A 23,669-nucleotide genomic window follows, 5' to 3' on the forward strand; every position below is an offset into this window, starting at 1 on the left:
TCGGAGCGCCTCTTCTGGTAGCAGGATCAATCACCCATTTTCTCAACTGTCACAAAAACTGTCACATAGAGATGATTTACAAAAATTAGCTCCTGGCGATCGTGATTCCTGAAGTGATTAATTTAATTAATGCCAGGTAAGCAGCGGGCTATTAACTAATACAATTCGCAACACTCCGCAAAATCTCGGTATCCTTTACGAAATCTTATACTCAATGTCTTCTAGCGAACTTGGATTCACGATCGACATCTACGATACTAAACCTGGTTTTTCTCAATTCAACGCTTCACTCAATCGTCTGGTGAAGGGAATCAGTTTGCTTTTCGGAGTCCCATCGATCGCATTACCATTCCTAAAAATATGTCAAACGCAACCCTTAAAGGATTCGCTTCACTTCCTGCTGACACGTTTGCGCCTGGGCCTCAGGCGGGTAAAGATGTCGTTTCTACAAATCGTCCTTCTCCATTTTCAGGGCAGCCTGTACAGGGGTTTAGCGCCGTCCAATTTGCAGACAAAGAGACTCTCTGGTTTATGCCTGACAACGGGTTTGGAGCAAAGGGAAATAGCTCGGACTTCTTGCTGAGAATCTACCGCATCGATCCTAATTTTCGAGAAGTAGGCAGCGGTGACGGCAGTGTTAAAGTTTTAGATTTTATTCAACTGTCTGATCCTGACCAGAAAGCACCGTTCAAACTCACCAACAACGACACGTCAGAACGGTTGCTAACAGGAGCCGATTTTGATATTGAATCTTTTGTATTTGATGCGGACGGAACGATCTGGATTGGGGATGAATTCGGCCCTTACTTGCTCCACTTTGACACCAGCGGCAAGCTGCTCGATGCGCCTGTTCCCACGCCCAACTTCTTTAAGCTCAATACACTCAACGGACAAACGCCACTCGTTTTGGGTCACCGAGGCGCAAGTGGATTGCGTCCAGAACACACCTTGGCAAGCTATGAATTAGCGATCGAGCAAGGTGCTGACTTCATTGAACCTGACGTAGTTTCAACCAAAGATGGAATCTTAATCGCACGGCACGAGAATGAGATTTCTGGCACCACGGATGTCGCTAATCGTCCTGAGTTTGCGAATCGCAAGACTACCAAAATGATTGATGGGGCTGCGGTCACTGGATGGTTTACTGAAGACTTCACGTTAGCAGAAATTAAAACGCTACGAGCGATAGAAAGATTACCATTCCGGGATCAGTCTTTTAATGGTTTGTTTGAAGTTCCGACATTGCAAGAAGTGATTGATCTGGCAAAGCGCAAAAGTGCTGAAACTGGGCGGACGATCGGCATTTATCCCGAAACCAAACACCCCACTTATTTCAGCAAGCCGACCTACGTTTCGACTGTGACCCCTGGGCCCCAATCGTTGGCGCTCGAAGAACCTCTAGTCGCAATTCTCAAAGAAAATGGCTGGGACAAAAAAGATTCCCCCGTTTTCATTCAGTCCTTTGAGGTGGGCAATCTCAAAAAGCTAAATCAGCTAATTGATGTGCCGCTGGTTCAGCTTCTCGACGCAGAAGATGTGAGACTCGACGGATCGCTGATTGAAATCAAACCCTACGATTTCGTCGTCAGTGGTGACCCACGCACCTATGCTGACCTGCGATCGCCCGATGGTCTCAAAGAAATCGCTACCTATGCCGACGGAATTGGCCCCTGGAAGCGGATGATTGTCTCGGTCAAAGGCATGGATGCCAATGGGGACGGTCAAGCCGATGACGTGAACGCAGATGGAGCCGTGAACGACGCAGACAAAACCACCCTGCCTCCGACTTCTCTAGTCAAAGATGCTCACGCAGCAGGCTTACAGGTGCATCCCTACACCTTCCGCAACGAGGCGCGCTATCTAGCTGCCAACTACAATGGCAACCCTGAAGCTGAATTTAGACAATTCCTTCAATTGGGGGTCGATGCTTACTTTACCGATTTTCCCGGCACGGGTGACAAAGTGCGCGATCAAGTGGTGGCTGATTTGGTGCGATCGCCCGACAATCCCGATGTTTTGGCAGGCACGAAACTAGCTAACCTTGGCGGTTCGAGAGGCTTTGAGGGAATGGCTGTGAGTCCCGATCGCTTGACGCTCTATCCGTTGCTCGAAGGCTTTGTGGTAGGCGATCCTGAGAATGCGCTGCGGATTCACGAATTTGATGTTGCCTCCAAGCAGTTCAAAGGGTTGGTCGGCTACTATCAGTTAGAATCAGCCAGCAATGCGATCGGCGATTTCACCGTGATCAATGCCACTGAATATTTGGTGATCGAACGTGATAACGCTCAGGGCGCAGCGGCTCAATTTAAGAAGATCTTCAAAGTGGATCTGTCAAAAAAAGATGCCAATGGGTTTGTGGCTAAAGAAGAAGTGGCTAACCTGCTGAATATTCAAGACCCCCATGATCTGAATCAAGACGGCAGCACCACCTTTAGATTTCCCTTCCAAACGATCGAGGATGTTTTGGTCATTGATGCGAATACTATTCTCGTTGCCAATGATAATAACTATCCATTTTCGATTGGCAGACCTCCAGCGATCGATAACAATGAGAGCATTCTACTCACCCTTGATCAGTCCTTAAACCTCGACCCACAGGTTGGTCTGGCAGGTGTGGGATTGCCAACCACATTAATTGAGGGAGGCGACGGAGACAACAAACTGTATGGCACTGCAAAAGATGAGTTGTTTGTTGCAGGGAACGGGAACAACACACTTTTTGGTGGCGGCGGTAATGATGTCTTCAATACTGGTGACGGCAACGATATTGCCTATGGAGGATCACAAAATGACACCTTCAATCTCAGCAACGGCAACAACAAAATCTACGCTGGCGAAGGTAATAATCGAGTCACGACTGGGAATGGTAAAGATCTCATTTACGCTGGCTCCGGGAATGACACGATTAACACAGGTGCAGGAGACGATCTAATCTATGGAGGTCAAGGCAACAATACGATCGCATCTGGTACAGGGAATGACACCGTTTATACCGGAAGCGGCAACGATCGATTCGTTTTGGATGCCGGAATGGGATCGGTGACGATTGTTGGATTTGGTTCTAACGATCGCATCAGTCGCGGTAGCGGTTTATCTGCCAACGCTGTATTGAATGTGACTGCAAGTGGATTGGATACCCTGGTTAGCAGTGGCGATGATCTGCTGGCAACGCTGAAATGGACACAGCCTAACGCCGTTACGATCGTCTAAATGTAACGAAAAAATAGCACTATCTGTAGGGATGTTCTGTCTAGCATTTCTACAGATTTTTAATGCTAAAGAGATTGTAGAAGTGATAGTAAACAATTGATAATGTCACGTTAACCTCATCACAACCTTTTTTGTCTCCGAATACGGTCACAATTGCATCAGGGAATTCCAGGTTAACAACTCTGTTACCAGCAACTATCATGACTGCAAGCTTACAAGCGAACGGATCTTCTCGTTTATTAATCTCTGAAATGACGGAGCAATCCACTTTAGAGCAGCTTCGACAAGGAACGATCGCACCTTCAAAGCTTCTAGCATTACTCACGCAGTATCGATTGTTGCCGCAGCTATTACGTGAGTTGAGCGTTGACTCAGCGATCGCTTCCTTAACGTGCAGCTTTGAGGAAACGATCGCCGCCCGTCAGCAGTTTTATGAACAACATCAGATTGTTGCGGAGAGCGATCGTCAGTCCTGGTTACAGCAAAATCATCTAACGCCTAGCCAACTCGAACAACTCATCACACGCAATTTTAAAGTCGAAAAATTTAAGCAAGCAACTTGGGGCAATCACTTAGAATCCCATTTTCTACAGCGCAAAACCCAACTCGACAAAGTGATTTATTCTCTGATTCGCGTCAGTGATGCAGGGGTAGCGCAAGAGCTTTTTTTCCGCATTCAAGACGGAGAGCAAACCTTTCCAGAACTCGCCCGTGAATACTCTCAAGGTCAAGAAGCCCAAACCAGCGGACTAATCGGCCCAATGGAGCTAAGTACGCCGCATCCCATTCTCGCCAAAATGCTGTCAGCCAGCCAACCCGGACAGCTTCTTCCTCCCACCCGCCTCAATGATTGGATTGTTATCGTCCGCCTCGAAAAATTTCTCCCCGCCCAGCTCGACGACTCCATGCGTCACCGCCTCCTCACCGAACTCTACGAAAGCTGGCTACAAACCAAAATCAACGAGGAATTGACCTTAAACTCCGAACTTTGAGCTTCTAAATGGTGCCTCCTGACTCCTCACCCCTCACTCCTGACTCCTCACCTCTTCATGACCTACACGACCAGCAGCACCCAAAATTTTCTCGCAACGCTTGCGCCTTTTGATCAACTTTCAGAAGCCGCGATCGCCACCCTTGCCAACCAAACGCAGTTATTGCGCTACCGGATGGGACAGGTGATTTTGACGCGAGAACAAATGCCCGGTCAAATTTCGATTTTGTTTGAAGGACAAGTACGTTTGCTAGGGCACGATTTTCACGAACCCATTACGCTAGAACGGTCACAGCCCGGTGCTATTCTGGGATGGGTGAGTTGGATCAGAGGAATTGCTTGTGAAACTGCGATCGCTTCCACTGAAACAATTTGCATTACGCTTCCCATTGCAGCTTTTTTAACATTACTGAAACAAGAATCCAAAGTTTCTGATTACTTTTACAATCGTCCTTCTATCATCGAAGTATTCGACCTACTGACTATCGAACTTCAACGCCGCGCAGACAGCGAATTATTTTTACAACAAACAGGAGCCAAAACCCTTAAAGAACTCGCTCTAATTTTTTACCTACAGGCAGTCGTTCACACGCCGCAGACCTCAAACGACTCCTACACCTGGCTAATTAGCAGCAAACCTACGTCTCCAGATCAGGCGATCGGCGATCGTATCACTCCCAATAGATCCAATCTGCGTCTCATCGGCTTTCCCAGCGCCCTGCTTGCCCCTTCAGCCGCTCCAATTGTCTCAACGCCCCCATTGCTTGAAGAAATTCCCTACGCGCCCGATCGCCCCCCTGAACCTGATCTAGCTTCCGTTAAGCAGAAGTATCCTCACGTCCGAGGTCACGGTGATTTGGAGTCGGCGATCGCTTGTTTTCAGATGTTGAGTCAGCATTTGAGACTTCCTTTTCGACGTGATGGCGTGCGGCGGGTACTGTCTAATCAGAAAGATCGCACTGGAAAATTGTCTCTGATGCACTGTGGAGCCGTTGCTGAATTGCTCGGACTGCAAGCCCAATTGGTAAAAGTGCCCGTGAGCGCGATCGGACGACTTCAGACACCCGCGATCGTGCAGTGGCGTGATTTTGCAGTGCTGTATGAAGTCACTCAAAAAACCATCGTTTTAGGTGTTCCAGAAGCGGGAATTTTGCGACGAAAACCAGAAGATTTAGCATCAGATTTAGAGCCGTCTGAAACGATCGAAGTTCTGCTATTACAACCGACGAAAAGCGCGCCTACAGGGAAGTTTGGCTTAAGTTGGTTTTTACCTTCGCTATACAAATATCGTCGTATTCTAATTGAGGTTTTTGTTGCGTCCTTTTTCGTTCAGCTATTCGGTTTAGCAAATCCGTTAATGACTCAGGTAATTATCGATAAAGTGTTAGTGCAAAATAGTGCCGATACGTTGCAGGTATTGGGTGTCTTTCTAATCGTTATTGCCGTCTTTGAAGGAATTCTTACCAGTTTACGGACTTATCTCTTTGTTGATACAACTAATCGAATTGATTTAGCGTTGGGTTCTGAAATCATCGATCATCTGTTGCGATTACCGTTGCGATATTTTGAGCGGCGACCTGTCGGAGAGTTAGCCACCCGAATCAACGAGCTAGAAAATATCCGTCAATTTCTAACCGGAACCGCGTTAACCGTTGTGTTAGATGCCGTGTTCTCTGTGATATACATCGTTGTGATGTTTATTTATAGCTGGCTATTAACACTAGTGGCTTTAGCCACGTTACCTTTATTTGCAGCATTAACCGCAATTACGTCTCCGATCGTGCGTCGTCAACTGCGCGTCAAAGCCGAACGAAACGCCGAAGCCCAATCGCATCTGGTCGAGGTGCTGTCCGGCATTCAGACGGTGAAGGCTCAAAATATCGAACTGCGATCTCGCTGGCAGTGGCAAGAACGATACGCCCGTTACGTGAGTGCTGGGTTTAAGACGGTTCTCACCTTTACGGCAGCCAGTTCTACAAGTAATTTTCTCAATCAACTGTCAGGTTTGCTCGTGCTGTGGGTGGGCGCTTATCTGGTGCTACAGGGGCAAATTACACTGGGTCAATTGATTGCCTTTCGGATCATTGCAGGCTACGTCACAAGTCCACTACTGCGTCTCACTCAACTTTGGCAAAACTTCCAGGAAACCGCCCTGTCTTTAGAGCGTCTCAGCGACATTTTAGATACGCCGCTCGAAGCGACGGAGGTCGATCGCCAAAATATTCCTATGCCAGTCATTCAGGGCACCGTCAAATATGAAAATGTGTCATTTCGCTTTAATCCGACGGGGCCACTTCAATTAAACAATGTCAGTTTAGAATTTCCGGCAGGCTCATTTGTCGGCGTGGTGGGGCAAAGTGGATCGGGCAAAAGTACCTTGATGAAGCTGTTACCGCGTCTCTATCCACTGGAGTCGGGTCGCATTCTCATCGACCAATACGATATTAACAAAGTTGAGCTTTACTCACTCAGACGACAGATTGGAATCGTTCCGCAAGACACTTTATTATTTGAGGGCACCATTCAAGAAAACATTGCGTTGAATTATCCAGACGCAACCGCCGAAGAAATTATTAACGCTGCAAAGATTGCGGCCGCGCATGACTTTATTATGGATCTGGCGAATGGCTACAACACTAGAGTCGGTGAACGCGGATCATCACTATCGGGTGGCCAACGACAACGGATTGCGATCGCTCGTACCATTCTTCAAAATCCCCGCTTACTCATTCTCGACGAAGCCACCAGCGCCCTAGATTACGAATCAGAACGTCAAGTCTGTCTCAATCTGGCACAGGCTTTTAGAGGTCGCACCGTCTTTTTTATTACCCATCGTCTCAGCACCATTCGCAACGCAGACAACATTCTTTTACTCGATCAAGGTTTGGTTGCCGAGCAGGGCACTCATGCCGACTTAATTTCACTCAAAGGTCGATATTTTTGCCTTTACCAACAGCAGGAGGCCGCTAGTGTATGACGATTCAATTTGATCAGCCTGTTATTTTACAGCGATCGCCCTTCCTCTCGCGTGCGATCGTTTGGGGCATTGTCAGTGTCACCACATTTAGTTTGGTCTGGGCCGGTGTGGCCAAAGTTGAGGAAGCCATTCCCGCGACCGGAAAACTCGAACCTCAAGGGTCAGTTAAAGAAATTCAAGCTCCTGTAAATGGCGTGGTGAAGGCGGTCTATGTCAAAGAAGGTCAGTCGGTAAACCAGGGAGATTTGCTCCTGACGTTAGATTCCACTAGCGCACAGGCACAGCTAACTTCATTACAAAAAATTCGGACTGGATTGATCCAAGAAAAGCAGTTTTATCAAGCAGCAATCGCAGGTTCCATGACCCAAATAGACGAAACAGTGAGGTCGCCAGAATTAGCAGCGTTGACCAAAAATCGCTTGGGATTGGTGTCAGAAAATCAACTCTATCGATCGCAACTCAACGATTCATCAAGCAATCTAACCGCCGACCAACAACTGCGTTTGCGCGCCAGTCAGCAAGAAAAAACATCTCGAACGGCAACTGCACAACTCGAAACCGAACAGCTAAAACGTCAGCTTCAACAAACTCAGACTAGACTTGCCAGCGCCCAAGATATTGCAGCAATTAACCAGGGAATCAACCGCGACCTTGAACCCGTCGCCAAAGAAGGCGGCATTTCTCGGATTCAGTTTCTCAAACAGCAGCAAGAACTGAGAACCAATCAAGCCGAAGTGACTCAACTCATACAGGAAGAGGAGCGTCTAAAGCTGGCGATCGCTCAGTCTGATCAACGCCTCAAAAATACGATCGCCCTCTCGACTCAGGATATATGGGTAAAAATTACAGACAACGAAAAGAAAATTGCCGAAATTGACAGTCAGTTAAATAAAGCGATCGTCGAAAACCAAAAGAAAATTACTGAAATCGATGGTCAACTCAGCCAAACTCAAGTCACCTTAAAGTATCAAGAACTTCGCGCCCCCGCCGACGGCACAATATTCGACCTCAAAGCAGCTAATCCGGGATTTGTCGTTAGCTCGACCGAGCCGATTCTCAAAGTCGTGCCCAACAACGCGCTCACCGCCAAAATTTTCATCACCAACCAGGACATCGGGTTTGTCAAAGAAGGAATGCCCGTGGACGTGAGAATCGATTCCTTCCCGTTCAACGAGTTTGGCGACATCAAAGGGCAGTTAGTGGCGATCGGCTCTGATGTGCTGCCCCCGACTCAGATTCGTCCGTTTTACAGCTTTCCAGCGACGATTCGCCTCGATCAACAATCGCTCACCATCCAAGGTCGTACTATTCCGCTCCAGTCGGGCATGTCGTTGACGGTCAATATTAAAGTGCGTCAGCGCCCCGTGATCAACATCCTCCTTGATGGAATGCTGCAAAAAGTCGAGAGCGTAAAATCTGCTCGTTAAAGAAAAGATGGAGACCGAAGACTTTAGACGATCGCCAATGTCCCATGTCCAATCTTTAGAACCTAGAGTCCAATGTTTAGAATTCACGCAGTTGTTTTTACTGATTGCTAAACAGTTTGGCGATCTAATTTCTAAAAAGTTCTTAATTAGAAGAAATGGGTAAATTGTGCAATACGTAAGTGTTTTAAAAGGGAATAGAGTAAATTTACAGAAAGATGTTACGTCATTTGTATTAAATAATTGAAATAACCGTCAAATTGCTGAAAAAATCTTGTTTTTTTGCCTAATGATTAGTTAATTCTACGAATTTAACGCAATCACGTTTTAATTGATATTAACTTCAAATCACATCGTGATCTCCGTCACACAGCAGGAGCTTTTACGTAAAGATTTCATGAACTAAGCATCAATTTGTTTAATAATTCTGTTTGAATTAGTTAACTTGCGAATAACTCCGTAATTACTCGGTACAATCAGAAGCGAAATCACAAATCAGCGGTTGCCATCAAAAATTCAACTTAAGGAGTTGGAACTGAAACTTTAAACCTGTGGAAACTTAAATCCACAACTTGCCAAACCCTACAGTCCCAACTTAAGCATCTCAGTGCTGCAATCTACCAGAAATCACTCAAGCAATATCACTCGGAATATTCGTTTGAGAAGCAGCATCTACCGAACTTTGCCAATATTGATGGATTAATTGCTCTAGCTCACCTCGTTGAATCTCTGTCCCGATCGTCACATTCCCCGGTGTTTCAAAAAAAATGGTGCTGAAGATCGTATTCATCGCCAACATTTGAAACAGAATGTCTACGACCGGAACAGGTAGCGCAATCAGGTTGGGATCAGAGCGGGAAAAGGAACCTGCGGACACGTCTTTGAGCGTCGGGAAAGCGTAAATCACGTTCTTCTCTACTTCCGTTTGGGTACGATGGCTCAAAGTAAACATCACCCAATCGTTATCTAGCGTTTGCATCACGTAATACTCCAGATGACGCAAGCGACCAGCCAGCAACTTAAGCACAGGAGCGATCGACTCAATCAGCTGAGGCGTATTTCCATCCTGCGGCGCACCCTTGATGAGTGCCTGAATTTGTTGGTCTAGATCCATTTCACCAATCCATCTAAATTTCAGGGGTTTCTTCTACCTACATTCATTGTGATCGATACCTCGTCAAAACCAAATTGAGAGTAAGCAATTGATTTGTAAGACACTAGAAATCGTGGGGGATGTCTGCCAGAGCGTGGATGCCATCTTTGAACTTCTGTTGAGCGAACTGCAACAAGCAACCACTGCCTCTGAGCAAAATTGCCGTGATGTTGCCGATCGCTTGACCCAAGAGGTGGTCAGAATCTGCTCTGAAAGCAAACGCATTCAAGCCTCCGGAGAAGCAGACGCTTGGGCAACGGCGCTGGCTCGGCATCGGCTAGAGCAATGTTTGGGCTACTACCGACTCGGATCTCGGCGTGGTCGGGTAGAGCTACACAGCAACCTCAGCGCGGTCGTTTATCGCTATATCAATCCCATCCAAAGTCAGTCCAGCTATCAAGCTCGATTGACACTGATCGAAGACTTTTTACAAGGCTTCTATGTCGAAGCCCTCACCGCTTTTCGTCGAGAAACGCAGGTCGGCTCGATGTATACGCCCAAATCACTGCTAGATCTAGCTGAGTACATGGCGTTTTCTGAGCGCTACGGCAAACGGCGAATCCCCCTTCCCGGCAACCGTAACCAGCAATTGATCATTCTCAGAGCACAAACCTTTTCTCAACAGCAGCCTTCCGAGACCCTGGTTGATATGGAACGGGCAGCCGAGGGCACACTGTCAGAGTCCGAAACGCCCTGGAATGTGGCCTCGATTCAGCAGGTTCGTGAGCAGATGGTGGCTCAAGAGCCAGAAATTGAAGAAGACACGCTGCGGCAGACGGTGATCAAAGAGTTGATTGCCTATCTCGAAGAACGCAAGCAAAATGATTGTATTGACTACTTTACGCTGCGTCTGAGAGATCTGCCCGCCAACGAAATCGAGCAAATTTTGGGGCTAACGTCTCGTCAGCGCGATTATCTTCAGCAGCGATTTAAATATCACCTGATTCGATTTGCCTTCTCCAGCAATTGGGAACTGGTGCATCAGTGGCTAGAGGCTGACCTGGAGCGCAATCTGGGACTATCAAATCGACAGTGGCAGACGCTACACGACAAAATCACGACTCAGCAAGGCGAATTGTTGAAGCTGAAGCAGGAACGGGCAACCGATGCTACGATCGCGCAATCGCTGGGTTGTACGGTCAATCAAGTCCAAAAACAGTGGTATAAACTTCTGGAAATCGCTTGGGAAATTCGTAATGACCAAGATTCCGGAGGAAGTTCAACTCCTGATGAATAGGGTGTTATCAAATGGATTACGACTCAGAGGCTAAACAAAGAAGTTACCTGAAGTTATTGCAAGAACTGGGTTTGACGAATCCTGCCGATCTCGAAAGCATTGATCCCCTGATCCTTGCCGACCTCGCAGAAGACGCAACTCATTCACAAGACTTTACATCGGAGGTCTCTGAGTCGAGCCAACCCAACCTCTTCAAGGAGGATATGTTACTAAAACCGGGAGAGATACCTGCTGTGCAAGACCGTTTTCATGCGCTGCTGAAACGTCGCCTTCAAATTGAAATTCAACAAAAGCCGCCGCTGTTTCCGTGGGAGAAAGAAATTTCTGACTACCGATCGGAACCAGCGAGCGTCACCAGTCCTGTGTTCTCAACAGCCTCATTGTGGATGGCTCAACTCCGCAATCTCAGTCTGCCTGTTGCCCTGCCCGAAACCGTTTTGGTGCAGCTTTTAGAACGGTGTGAAGCGGTGGTTTTGTCTTCTTTGCGCGAGGGGGCAAAACTCGTCAAGGCGGTGGATGCTCTGTTTCCAGGGCAGACTCAACTGCTTAACGATGTCGCTAGATTAGTCACAGTGGCTCCGGCCCGTTCTGCGGGGACGCTCTTACCCGAAACTGACCTACCCACTAGCTTTGACGATGCGATCGAGCCTCAACAAATGGCCTTGTCGATGATGGCAGTCCGTGAAATTTTGGGGTCTCTGACGCTAACCGTCACACCCAGTCAACCCAAAGTCGATCGACAATGGCTAACCGATCAAGGGCTGCTGACCTTGCAGGCTGAATATCAACTCAGTCAAGGATCGGTGCGGCTCAAGGTAGAAGCAGATCTCCCTTGTGGTGGCAGCCTACAGTTGCAGGGTGAAGAATGGCAAGCCTTAGCCGATCGTCCGGATGCAGGCCGTCTCAATCTAGAGTTACGGGATTTATCTCCCAATAAAACCTACCCATTAGAAGTACAGCTAGGTGAACAAGACAAGCTTGTTTTTGCGATTTCTCCGATGAGCGTGGGATAAAAAATAACGGACGGTAAAGGGTGAATGTTTTCTCAATCAGGTGAAGCATTCTAGTCCTCCAGGTGCAAAGTAGATGCCGTGGTCAGTTGTGGTTCACCCTTTACCGTTTCTCAAGTAATGGATTAGTCCGTTGAATAATATTCATTGAGTTGAACCACGATCGTTTGTGTTCAACTTTTTTTGTGCTGTGTTTGAGGAGCAGAAAAGAGGACTCAAGACTAAAGGCTCTAAATGCTTTTCGGCCCAAAGTCTAAAGTCCAAAGCTTACGGAACTACACAGTCTCCGATCGCGCTAATTGGCAACCCCGACTGAATCACAGGCGGGCCAGCATTCCCCAGCGTGTCAGCCTGGAAGGTTGTCCCAGTTCCTCGTCCCACAATGAGCGGACTGTCACTGGTGTTGTTGTTTAACTTGAGACAGACCCCGCTGCTTCCGGTAGATTGAGCATTGAAGCCGGGGGCGGCATTTTGCGCAAACGTATTAAATCGGACATTAGCAAAGAGGCGGGCATTGTCCAAACTGACCATCCCAATCCCGGCAAATCCGTTGGTAAACGTTGCATTGCCGCGAAGTTGGTTGCCCTGCATTGAGATCTGAAGCGCTGCGTTGTTAAAAGCCACCACGATGATGCCGCCGCCTTCTTGTCCTGGAGGGCCTTCGCCCACATTGCCGATCGCCGTATTGTTATTGACGATCGCAACGCCTTGAACTGTCCCGACAGGCGGCGGAGGCAGAATAATCGGATTGGGCGGTGGAGGGGGCGGATTCAAGCCAACGTTGACTTCGATTCCATTCCGGCGATTGTTGTTGGCTGTGTTGTTGAGAATGTTGAAGGTTCCTTTACCCTGATTGGCGACAAAGGCAAAGATTCCGTTTTGTTCGTTGTTGATCGCCGTGTTGTTAGAAATCGTGGTGATGTTCTCGGCTCGTTCTTGTGCGCCGACAAAGATGCCATGTCCACTGGGGAATCCAGGCGGATCAATGTTGGGATTAAGTCGGTTGCGCGAAACGGTGTTGCCAGAGATGAAGCCAATTTCTTTGCTCGATTGTCTTGCTCCAAAAAATAAACCAATCCCCAAGTTATTTGTCGCAGTGTTGTTGAGAATGTTGGCACGCACGATCGAAGTATCTTCTGATCCGATAAACAACCCATTACTTTCGTTGTCTCGAATCATATTGTTAGCGACGGTCACTTCAACTCGTCCGTTGTTAAAAGTTCCGATGCGAATTGCACCATCTTGACCGATTGTTGATTGATTTGTAGTGACGGTATTGTTGGCAACGTTAGCGTTTAACTGAGCGTCATCGAGCGTGAAGATTTTGATTCCCGATGCGATCGTATCAGCCGTTGAATTATCAGTTACCGTTGCTGTAGTTTGTGCGGTTCCTCGGCTTCTAACAAAAATGCCTTCGGCTCTGGTATCCGTGATGGTGTTACGAGCGATCGTAAGATTGACGGGCACTGAGTCATTTTCAACGCTGATTCCTGGAGCAACGCCATTCATAGTTGGAATCACGTTATCGGTAATCGAGACATTTCCTGAAACGTTGTTTGCAGCGATCGCTGACCCAGTATCAGGCGTGATCCGAAAACCAGACAACGCTGAATCGCTACCGAGCGTAATCGTACTCGTCACATTTGGCAAAACTCCGCTCCCCGACTGAGGGAGAAGGACACGATCGCTCTGGGCCGTTCTAACAGTTTGGGGCACCGCATTAGACAACACGCTGACACCCGCTGGGACTGTAAACCCTGCAACTCCAGGATTAGTGCCAGAACGCACGTACACCACCCCATTCGAGGCTGAATTTAAAGCTTGATTGACCGTCCCAAACGGACTCTCGACCGTCCCGTTTCCGCCCGCCGTTCCCAACTCAACGTGAACCACTTGCAAAGGCTGATTAGTTCCGGGTGCCAAAGCAATTACGCGATCGCGATCTTGCTGTTCATCTACAGTGACACTCATCGTCCGCTCGACAGAACTGCCCAACCGAGACACGATCGTCGGATTGCGGTCTTCTCCTCGCGCTGCATTTCCAGGGAAACTCAGTTCCACATTGACAAACGCTCTCGTGTCAAATAGAGAATCGTGCTGAACGGTGAAGCCGATCGCCGCAAACTCATTGATCTTTGCCGCCAACCGCACTCGCCCCCCCAACGCATCATCGCCCTCATTGCCTGCGTAGTAATACAATCCCGCATAGCCGCGCAGAGAGCCACTTTGTCCGAGGTTGGTCAGCTTGCGCCCATACTCCACATCCACCCCAGCCAGTCCCGCTTCATATTGACGAAAGCGATCGAGAACCAGTGAGTTTTGCTGAAAGGTCGCGCCACGATATGCTTCTCCTAGCTGATTGCGCGTCGTCCCGATCGGCACATAAACATTCGCTCGCGCATCCCAGTCTTCACCCAAAGTTTCAACGCCTGCACCCAGTTGATGAAAGAAGCTGTTGCCTGTGTCGCGATTGTCATAGGCCAAGTAGCCGCCCAAAATGCGCTGGTTTTGAGGATTTAAGGCACGGTAGCCGACGAGAAAGTTGCCACCAAAGGCGCGATTTTCGGTGTCGTAAAGCGCACGTCCTTCCAAGAATGTGATCCGCTGAGCAGGCGTTTGCGACAGGGGAATAAAGCCTTCAACGCCAACCACCTGATTGATTCCTGCGCCTTGACTGTTGTAGCGAACCCCGATTCGAGGCGAGAACGTGGGCACAGGGGGCGGGGGAAGTGTGGCAGTGGGAGGAGCTACAGGAGGCGTAGCGGTTTGGGCGACCTTAGAGACATCCGTCGTTTTGGGTTTGATCGCTTCAACAGATTCTGGAGCAGGCTTGCTGGGCTTGACTGTCTCAAAAGCGGGATGCTTCCACACCTCGTTAACGTAGAATGCCCGCTCAAAGGCTTTGTGGGGCGACACGGATTGAGTTGGGGTCTGGGCTGCCGCAGCGGGTGCAAGGGCGATCAGTCCCCAGGAGATTAGAGTGATATGTCGGGTAAATGGTGACATTGAGAATCCTCACACAATGCTTAGAAGGATGTTTAGAAGAGTGCTTGAATAAAGCGCGATCGAGTTACAGAGTTGAGTGGTCACAAACAGGGTTCCTCAAACGCCTGTCCAAAACGCTGTTCCACAAAAATTCATGCAGGCAATTAGCTGTCGAGAAGTTAGAAGCTGCCTAAAACTGAGTTGAAGCAAGACCTCTTCTGTTTCTTAAAGCTTGAGAATTTTTCAACTCAGCCAACAAACTTTGAGAGGTGCCCAACGTTGCCTCCTACTATGTATTTTTTATGTATTTTTTCTTAAGCCGCCTTTTGACTGAGTTGATGTATCCGTGAAAATACTGTTTAACCTGGCGGCGAACTGCGTCAACAGAGACACCACTACGTGACTTTAGCAAGAACTATCAAAAGTATACCCGCGAATCACTGAGATGCTATTTAAGAAAATAAAGTTGACCAAGGTCGAGGACTGGTGGAAGCACGATCGACACTTAAGCAATCATGCCCCTAATTTTTGGCACGTAAGCAAATGCAGCGATCGACACCTTATATAATCAGGAAGATATCCGACTATTTACTGACAAAGCCAGCCTCAAATAGCCTGTTTAACTCGCTTCTAAAAAGTCAAAATTTAACGATCGGGTTGCCCAACTGCCTCGATCGCCGCTTCTAATGCGATGGCGATGTGAGTCCAGTGAGTCCCACCCTGACAGAAAACAACATACGGATCTCTTAGTGGCCCATCCGCCGAAAATTCTGAAGTGCTGCCGTCGATAAAGGTGCCCCCTGCCATCACCAGTTCGCTCTCGTAGCCATGCATTTCGCCAGGAACCGGATCGAGATAGGAACCGATCGGCGAATTTTGCTGAATTGATCGACAGAACGCAATAATCTTTTCGGGTGAACCCAGCTTGATCGCCTGAATCACGTCTCTGCGAGGTTCCATCGGTCGAGGATTTACCAGATAGCCCAACTGCTCAAACACGTAAGCCGTCAAATGGTTGCCCTTCACCGCTTCACCGACCATCTGAGGCGCGAGAAAAAGTCCCTGAAAGAGCAGCCGATTTTGATCAAAGGTTGCTCCACCAAAGCTGCCAATCCCCGGAGCCGTCAACCGACAGGCGGCTGCCTCAACCAGATCGGCCCGACCAGCCACATAGCCGCCTGCGGTGACGATCGTGCCCCCTGGATTTTTGATCAGCGATCCCGCCATTAGATCAGCCCCTACCGCCGTTGGTTCTCGATCTTCGACAAATTCGCCATAGCAGTTATCAACAAAGCAGACCGTCTGAGGATTTTGCTGTTTGACGATGTAAACAATTTTTTCGATGTCAGAAATCGACAAACTGGGTCGCCAGGAATAGCCGCACGATCGCTGAATCGACACCAAACGAGTATTGGGATTGATCGCATGTTTTAATCGATGCCAATCGATGGTGCCCTCTGGGGTCAAGTCCAACTGTCGATAGTCAATCCCAAATTCCTTAAGCGACCCTTGCCCCGTGCCCCGCAAGCCGATCACTTCTTCTAACGTGTCATAGGGGGCCCCCGCCACCGCTAACATTTCGTCCCCTGGACGTAGAACACCATATAAGGCGGACGCGATCGCATGAGTTCCCGAAACAAACTGAACTCTGACTGCGGCTGCTTCTGCGCCCACAATTTCGGCAAAGACGCGATCCAAAACCTGCCGCCCCAAATCGTCGTGTCCATAACCCGAAACGCTAGAAAAATGATGCACCCCGACTCGATGATTTCGATAGGCCGCCAAAACTCGTTTCAGATTTTCCTTGACCTGAGAGTCAATACCAGAAAAAATCGGGATCAGTGCTTGTTCTGCTTGTCGCAGCTTTGTCGAGCTATCCATCTGCCTTTTGTGGGTGAGAACGCTAAAGTGAAGTTTGCGAGTCGGTTTAACCTGCCTGGACAGCCTGTTCACCAGATCGGAGACATCGGGAACTCATTATACGGCCCTGCTCCCCTTGACGACAGCGCTTCCCATTCAGGTCACTTCTTCGCACAGACTATAGGCACTGTATTCAAAATATCGAGACAACTGCATGACTGTCGCAACTTCAAAACAACTTCGCTTAGATATGCCCGTCATTTTATTTATGGCTGCGGTGCATATTGGGGCGCTCTTTGCGCTCTTGCCGAGCAACTTTAGCTGGGCAGCCGTGGGTGTAGCGGTTTTTCTACACTGGGTTACAGGTGGTTTGGGGATTACATTAGGATTTCATCGTCTGGTGACACATCGGAGTTTTCAGACTCCCAAATGGTTGGAGTATTTTTTGGTGTTTTGTGGAGCGCTTTCTTGCCAGGGTGCGCCGATCGACTGGATTGGGATGCACCGGATGCACCACTTACATTCTGATCAAGCGGCTGATCCCCACGATTCCAACAAAGGTTTCTGGTGGAGCCACATGGGTTGGATGCTCTATGAAGTTCCTTGTAGAGACGAAATTGGCCGATACACCAAAGACATTGCTAACGATCCGTTTTATCTCTTTTTGCAAAAGTTTTTCTTTCCGATTCAAATCGGTTTAGGCATCATTCTTTATTTGCTGGGTGGTTGGCCCTTTGTGGTGTGGGGCGTGTTTGTCAGACTGGTGGCGGTGTTTCATTGCACCTGGTTTGTCAACAGCGCGACACACAAGTTTGGTTATCAGACTTATGAGTCAGGCGATCACTCCAAAAATTGCTGGTGGGTGGCGATCTTGACCTATGGCGAAGGCTGGCACAACAACCACCACGCTTACCAATTTTCGGCTCGTCACGGCATCAAGTGGTGGGAAATCGACATGACCTGGATGACGATCCAACTGCTACAAGCTTTGGGATTAGCAACCAAGGTCAAACTGGCAGGCGACGAGTAGAAAGCGGCCTGTGAGAATCGCGATCGATTTTCCATCGCACTGTTGAACTACTTTTGAACTAATGACTGAGTGTAGAGGCAATCTTTGACCACCCTAAAATTTTGGGTACGCGAGAAAATTGCCTCTACGTTAAAGATTGTGAACTAAATAAAATCGTTATCCATACCACCGCCAACGCTTCAAATCGCTGCGTTTCTAGTCTTCGGGGTTATTAAATTTACAGTCCTAACCTGTAGCCAGTAGATTCAATCAGCGATCGTCCTTCCTCAAAACTGCCCAGTCCCCTGCACAATATGCTTCATCGTCGTCAGCGTCTCCAGTCCAATCAAGCCCCGGCGGTGACCTTTTTGGTTAGACATGCCTAGAAAAATTGCGTCACCTCGTTTGGGGTTGCGGTAAAAACGCGGGGAAGCGTTGATGTAGGTGGAAGCACTGTTGACCCCCAGGGCAAATTGGCGGCTCTCTTGATAGGATTCTGTCGCTAGACAATCGGCATGACCGCTACTGTGATGATTGACCCAATCGATCGCGCCCTCCAGATTATCCACAACTTTGAAAGCAACGACGCGATCGAGATAGGCCTGATTCCATTCAGTCTCTTCTGTGGGGATCAGTTCTGGAAAGTCGCTGACCAACTGAGCATCGCCGCGTACCTCAAATCCCTTTTCTCGCAGACTACTCCACAGCATGGTCAGAGAAGAAGGATTTTGTTGTCGATGGATTAAGACTTTCTCGATCGCATTCACCGGATCAGGCTCACTCATGTGACTATCCAAAATCATCCAGCGTGCCGATTCGAGGCTGCCAGAGGGCGACCAATAGAGATAACAATTGCCCATCGCCGACTTTAATACAGGCGCTGCCGACTGCCGAACCACTTGCTGCACCAGACTTGGCCGACCATAGGGGATCACTAGATTCAAATAGCGATCGTGGATCACCAAATCCCGAATCGAAGACCCCTGATCCGCCGGGAGGGGTTGTAAACAACCGATTGGAAGTTCTGCATCTTCGATCGCTTCTTGCAGGGCTTGAGCAATCACCGCGTTGGAATGACTCGCCTCACTGCCGCCTTTAAGAATCAGACTATTCCCTGTTTTGACACAGAGACCTGCGGCGATCGCGCCCAATTCGGGAAACGCCTCATAGACTAGGGCAATCACCCCCAAAGGCATCATTTGCGAATAGGTCTGGCACTGATCCACCTGAAAGTTTGCGGTCATGACGCGACCGATCGGATCAGGCAACTCGCTCAGATGTTGCAAAATCTGGACGGTGTTTTGAATCCGCTCTGGGGTCAGTTTGAGCCACTCCAGCAACAACTCAGGGACGGCCATTTCTCGACTCATCTCTAGGTCGATCGTATTGGACTCCAAAATTTCGTCCTGATGCCGCTTGAGCGCCTGCGCCATAATCTGAACCGCCCGACTGCGAACGGTTCCCTTGATAGTCGCGAGTTGTAGAGAAGCTCGGTGGGCGTTTTGAATAGCAGCGGTCGGGTCTAAAACAGTCCCCAAAGAGTCATTAGTCATGGGTCAACGCCGATAAGCCAGCCAGACCATGAGCGCGGGCAAGACTGCCAACAACAGCGCCACGATCGCCCAGAGAATGATATTCACGTTGGAGGAGCTTCGCAGCGCCACAGGTAGCCCAATACTCAGCAGCACCAGCACAATTCCTAACGCTAGAGGCAGATAGCTATCGCCTAGACCGGGGTGCACCACATTCCACTGATGCCCTGTCCAGCGCCACGATCGCTTATAGGGATAGCTCGTAGACAACTGCTCGATAACGTATCCGCCTTCTTCAACGACAAAAATCTGTTGACAGCGACTACACCCAAAGGCTTCGGTGAGCGTAATCGGGGTCAAACGTCCGCGCCGTCGGCAGGGGCAGGGGTAGTCGATATTGAGTTCGATCTTGTGGGCTTTTTGAGGTTGCACAAGCGGCACTAGAACAGGATTTTCTTAAATTATCGTCAAATCAGTTGGGCAGACGTGAAATCCAGGCGAGAAATTCACTATGCGACTTGAGAACCACCGCTTGAGAATGGGTAATTCTCCTGATTGAGAAACTTGATAGCTCATTGTAGGGGGCACCACGATCGAAATTCTATCACTCTCCACTCAAACACAGCCCCCCCGATTTTGGTGAGATTTTAATCAAAAGCTGCACAAAAAAGGTTCCATTCTATATTTTGGCGGCTGCACTCTCCCAGTTTGGATCGCTTACCGTTTTGATCCTGTTTGTTCTTTAAATTCTGGGGAACTTTATACTCAACCTCCTGTTAGGTAAAAAATTTAACAAGAAGTTCAGGGTTTGTACCAGTTAAGCCTGAAACTAATTGGTCTACCAAGAAGATTTTGTTTAAGTTTGCCCACCAGGTTGGTTCAGTTCACCCGCCTCTAGTCAAACGTGGACTATGTGAGGCGATCGGTTTAAGGCAGTCACTTCATGAAACACATTCTAATCGTCTTATCTGAGTGGGGATACTGGGGCGAAGAGCTAATTGGCCCCCTCGAAACCTTCGATCGCGCAGGCTACGAAGTTACCTTTGCAACGCCTAAAGGCAAGCGTCCGGTCGCCCTGCCTCCTAGCATGGATCCTCACTACATTGACCCACCTCTGGGGCGCTCTGTCACCTCTCCCCAGGTTGCTGAGAAGGTGCGCTATATTGACCAGTCACCTCGCTTGAGCAATCCGCTAAATTTGTCTGAGTTGATGCCGGAGATGCCTTATTTTAGTTCTCCGAGCCTGATTCGGGATCTCGAAGCGTACTATTCGGCGATCGACAAAGCGCGTGTCAATGTGCTGTATCAATATGATGCGCTGCTGATCGTGGGAGGCAGTGGCCCGATCGTTGACTTGGCTAACAATCAACGCATTCACGATCTCATTCTCAGCTTTGTCAAAATGGGCAGACCCGTGGGCGCAGAATGTTATGGGGTGGCGTGTCTAGCGTTTGCACGAGAACTCGAAGATCGCAAGAGTATTCTCTGGGGCAAGCATGTCACCGGACACTGCAAAGAATATGACTACCACGACGGCACGGGCTTTATGGGCACCGACTTTAACATGGGGCCGCCTCCCTATCCGCTGGAGTACATTTTGCGCGACGCGACCGGGCCAGATGGGGCATACATCGGCAATTTTGGTAAAGAAACGTCGGTAATTGTGGACTATCCATTTATTACGGGTCGATCGACTCCCGATTCTTACCTCACTGGCGAAAAAATGGTGGAAGTTCTAGAAAAAGGTCTGACTCGCTACGGCTGGTAGATCTCTGATAGACCCTTCTATTCATACTTTCATTCAATCCAAGCTCAATTCTTAAGAGGAAGACGATGGCTTTTAGCGCAACCCTGGAAACGACCAATGACATTGCCAAAATTACCTTATCTGGCGATCTAGATGCCAGTTCCGCAGGAATTTTTAAGGCAGAAATCGAGAAGGCAGCCATGCAGCCCATCAAGCATCTTGTTCTATTGATGCAAGATTTGGAATATATCGCCAGCGCAGGGCTGCGGGTGCTAATTTTCGCAAAACAGAAAATGGGAGCCAAAGCTGATATCTATGTGGTTGGCGCTCAAGAAATGGTGTTGGACACGCTCGAAAAAACAGGTTTTGACCAGAGCGTTATTGTCACTGATACCTATGAAATAGCTGCCTGAGTAACGGGATTTTTGTAGTAGGGAGTGGGGAGAGAACGCACGTTTCCCGACTCCCTTTTGTTTAAGTGATTTTAAGTGATTTGAGGTAGGTGGATGATGCAAATAACTGAGCGAATTGAGTCTCCAGATCTGCAATCTTTGACAGTGCCGGGGGTGTTAGATTCTCTAGACGACATTGCTAAATTTGTCGTTGCGGCCACACAAGCGGCAGGTTTGGACAAGAAGGCAGCCTATCGATTTCGGCTGGCCGTGGATGAGATTGCCACCAACATTATTATTCATGGCTACGAAGAAACGGGTCATCAAGGCGATATTCATTTTCAAGTCAATTTGACTCCAGAAATGCTGACGTTGGCGATCGAAGACACGGCCACTTCTTACAATCCCAATCAACAGGATCTGCCGGACGCAGAAGACCTCAACGAACCGCTAGAAAGCCGCAAAATCGGAGGGTTGGGCGTTTATCTGGCGATTCAAGGAGTCGATAAGTTTATGTACGAACGAACGGGCGATCGCAATCGCAATATTTTTGTCGTCAATCGTTCTATGGCTAACGAAGCATGAAAACCATTGAATCAGAAGAACTACAGCTACTACGTCAGGAAATTGCGTCTCTCAAAACAGAGCGATCGGCCGCAGAAGCGCTGAGAACCTTGCTCGAAAAATTGGTCTCCATGGCCCGCACTCCAGCCAAAGAAGAAGTTCTCAAAGAAACGCTACAAGAAACGCTAGATATCTCCAGACGGCTCACCGATGCCGAACGGGGCAGTTTATTTCTTTTAGACAATGATGGCGTGGTGATCGAGAGCATTCTGACTCAGCAGGATATGACGGGAGAGGTGCGATCGCGGCTCATCGGGCGCGTGTTGGACAAAGGACTCGCAGGTTGGGTGAGCCGTCACAAAACTTTGGGCTTGATTGTCGATACCGAAACAGACGATCGCTGGTTAGAACTGCCCAATCAACCTTATATCGTACGATCAGCGCTGGCGGTTCCCATTCTCAAAGGCGACGAACTGTTGGGCATTTTGACGCTGCTGCACTGTGAGCCTGAGCAATTTAGTCCAGAAATCGCCAATTTGATGCAAATCACAGCCGATCAGATTGCCCTGGTACTGGAAAATGCTCGACTCTATGGGGTGCTAGAAGACTCCTATGACTCGCTCGATCGCGCCAAACAAGAAATCGAACTCTACTCCAGAGCGCTGGACGAAGAACTCGAAAAAGGTCGGCAAATTCAATTAGATTTTCTGCCCAATGAGATTCCTCAGTTGCCCAATTGGGAGATTGCAGCGTGTTTTTATCCAGCGCGTCAAGTTGCAGGAGACTTCTATGATGCGTTCACGCTGCCAGGAAATTATTTGGGATTAGTAATCGCAGATGTATGTGATAAAGGAGTCGGCGCAGCATTGTTTATGGCGTTGTTTCGCAGTCTAATTCGCGTATTCTCTGGGCAATTACACGAAGATGATCCCGATCGCACCTTGGAAGCCGTTTCGCTCACCAACGATTACGTCGCTCAAGAGCACAGCAATATGAATATGTTTGCGACGCTGTTCTTTGGTCTGTTGAACCCTGAAACTGGGCAGTTGACCTATGTGAATGGAGGACATGAACCGCTTTATATTGTCGATCGCACAGGGGTAAGAGAAACTTTAAAGCATACTGGCCCCGCTGTGGGGATGTTGCCCAAAATGAAGTTTAAGGTGCAGCAAGTCTACTTAAAACCAGGCGACATTTTGATTGGCTACACGGATGGCGTGACAGAGGCGCATTGCCCCCAGGGTAAGCTGTTTGGCAACGATCGTCTCTTACATTGTCTTCAAAAATCCGCCCCATCGGCCGCTGCCTTATTAGAGCGGGTCAAAGTTGATTTGTTTGCCCACATGGACAACGCCACTCAGTTTGATGACATCACGATTTTGGCGATTCAACATGCGCCGATCGCATCTGACATCTTCTAATTAACGTGAATTCGGTCAAATCCTTCACCACAATTTTCCGTTTGGAACCGCCCCCTCAATCCCCCACAATTGGAGGACATTACACGAGAGCAATTGTCTGAAAGTCTCCCAAAATCGGGAGGTTGAGGGGCAGAAGGACAGAATAACGAAGCGAAAA

At 48.6% G+C, this 23,669-nt stretch carries 16 protein-coding genes; 11 read left to right on the plus strand and 5 right to left on the minus strand.

The window, feature by feature from the left end; all coding sequences use genetic code 11:
• Nucleotides 1-360 precede the first annotated feature (360 nt).
• From ACKFKH_RS01245 to ACKFKH_RS01260, 4 genes are all read left to right on the plus strand, one after another.
• Nucleotides 361-3,210: an esterase-like activity of phytase family protein gene (locus tag ACKFKH_RS01245; RefSeq protein WP_446856401.1), complete on the plus strand. Its 2,850-nt coding sequence runs from the start codon at nt 361-363 to the stop codon at nt 3,208-3,210.
• A 200-nt stretch (nt 3,211-3,410) separates the two neighbouring features.
• The gene (locus tag ACKFKH_RS01250; RefSeq protein ID WP_446856402.1) at nt 3,411-4,202 is read left to right on the plus strand and encodes a peptidylprolyl isomerase; all 792 of its coding nucleotides are present in this window, start codon (nt 3,411-3,413) and stop codon (nt 4,200-4,202) included.
• A 57-nt stretch (nt 4,203-4,259) separates the two neighbouring features.
• Entirely contained in the window at nt 4,260-7,178 is a 2,919-nt protein-coding gene (locus tag ACKFKH_RS01255; RefSeq protein ID WP_446856403.1) for a peptidase domain-containing ABC transporter, read from the plus strand.
• Entirely contained in the window at nt 7,175-8,605 is a 1,431-nt protein-coding gene (locus ACKFKH_RS01260; RefSeq protein WP_446856404.1) for an HlyD family efflux transporter periplasmic adaptor subunit, read from the plus strand. Before ACKFKH_RS01255 ends, ACKFKH_RS01260 begins: the two co-directional genes overlap by 4 nt.
• Before the next feature lie 628 nt (nt 8,606-9,233).
• On the opposite strand, the gene ACKFKH_RS01265 is transcribed toward ACKFKH_RS01260, so the two are convergent.
• Nucleotides 9,234-9,716 (minus strand): hypothetical protein, encoded by a 483-nt coding sequence (locus ACKFKH_RS01265; RefSeq protein WP_446856405.1) that lies wholly within the window; start codon nt 9,714-9,716, stop codon nt 9,234-9,236.
• An 88-nt stretch (nt 9,717-9,804) separates the two neighbouring features.
• Between ACKFKH_RS01265 and hetZ the strand changes: the two genes are divergently transcribed.
• Together hetZ and ACKFKH_RS01275 are read left to right on the plus strand one after the other, a co-directional pair.
• Nucleotides 9,805-10,992 carry a heterocyst differentiation protein HetZ gene (hetZ, locus tag ACKFKH_RS01270; RefSeq protein ID WP_446856406.1) on the plus strand — a complete coding sequence of 396 codons (1,188 nt, stop codon included), beginning with the start codon at nt 9,805-9,807 and terminating at the stop codon, nt 10,990-10,992.
• A gap of 11 nt (nt 10,993-11,003) precedes the next feature.
• On the plus strand, nt 11,004-12,005 hold the full coding sequence (locus ACKFKH_RS01275) for a PatU (protein WP_446856407.1): 1,002 nt from the start codon (nt 11,004-11,006) through the stop codon (nt 12,003-12,005).
• 264 nt (nt 12,006-12,269) lie between these two features.
• On the opposite strand, the gene ACKFKH_RS01280 is transcribed toward ACKFKH_RS01275, so the two are convergent.
• Complete coding sequence (locus tag ACKFKH_RS01280) at nt 12,270-15,008, minus strand: right-handed parallel beta-helix repeat-containing protein (RefSeq protein ID WP_446856408.1); 2,739 nt, start codon at nt 15,006-15,008, stop codon at nt 12,270-12,272.
• Between the two features lie 624 nt (nt 15,009-15,632).
• Complete coding sequence (locus ACKFKH_RS01285) at nt 15,633-16,868, minus strand: methionine gamma-lyase family protein (protein ID WP_446856409.1); 1,236 nt, start codon at nt 16,866-16,868, stop codon at nt 15,633-15,635.
• Between the two features lie 193 nt (nt 16,869-17,061).
• Between ACKFKH_RS01285 and ACKFKH_RS01290 the strand changes: the two genes are divergently transcribed.
• On the plus strand, nt 17,062-17,877 hold the full coding sequence (locus ACKFKH_RS01290; protein ID WP_446856410.1) for an acyl-CoA desaturase: 816 nt from the start codon (nt 17,062-17,064) through the stop codon (nt 17,875-17,877).
• Between the two features lie 266 nt (nt 17,878-18,143).
• Here ACKFKH_RS01290 and ACKFKH_RS01295 read toward each other — a convergent pair whose 3' ends face one another.
• Nucleotides 18,144-19,409, minus strand: coding sequence for a glutamate-5-semialdehyde dehydrogenase (locus ACKFKH_RS01295; RefSeq protein ID WP_446856411.1), 1,266 nt, complete (start codon nt 19,407-19,409; stop codon nt 18,144-18,146).
• A 3-nt stretch (nt 19,410-19,412) separates the two neighbouring features.
• A complete protein-coding gene (locus ACKFKH_RS01300; protein WP_446856412.1) occupies nt 19,413-19,820 on the minus strand; it encodes a hypothetical protein in 408 nt (135 codons plus the stop codon).
• Between the two features lie 511 nt (nt 19,821-20,331).
• Here ACKFKH_RS01300 and ACKFKH_RS01305 point away from each other — a divergent pair.
• The 4 genes from ACKFKH_RS01305 (at nt 20,332) to ACKFKH_RS01320 (ending at nt 23,512) form a co-directional block, all read left to right on the plus strand.
• Nucleotides 20,332-21,156 carry a type 1 glutamine amidotransferase domain-containing protein gene (locus ACKFKH_RS01305; RefSeq protein WP_446856413.1) on the plus strand — a complete coding sequence of 275 codons (825 nt, stop codon included), beginning with the start codon at nt 20,332-20,334 and terminating at the stop codon, nt 21,154-21,156.
• A 65-nt stretch (nt 21,157-21,221) separates the two neighbouring features.
• On the plus strand, nt 21,222-21,548 hold the full coding sequence (locus ACKFKH_RS01310; RefSeq protein ID WP_446856414.1) for an anti-sigma factor antagonist: 327 nt from the start codon (nt 21,222-21,224) through the stop codon (nt 21,546-21,548).
• Between the two features lie 93 nt (nt 21,549-21,641).
• Nucleotides 21,642-22,112 (plus strand): ATP-binding protein, encoded by a 471-nt coding sequence (locus ACKFKH_RS01315; RefSeq protein ID WP_446856415.1) that lies wholly within the window; start codon nt 21,642-21,644, stop codon nt 22,110-22,112.
• Nucleotides 22,109-23,512 (plus strand): PP2C family protein-serine/threonine phosphatase, encoded by a 1,404-nt coding sequence (locus ACKFKH_RS01320; protein WP_446856416.1) that lies wholly within the window; start codon nt 22,109-22,111, stop codon nt 23,510-23,512. Before ACKFKH_RS01315 ends, ACKFKH_RS01320 begins: the two co-directional genes overlap by 4 nt.
• The last annotated feature ends 157 nt before the right edge of the window (nt 23,513-23,669 follow it).

Source organism: Phormidesmis sp. 146-20 (assembly GCF_052939475.1).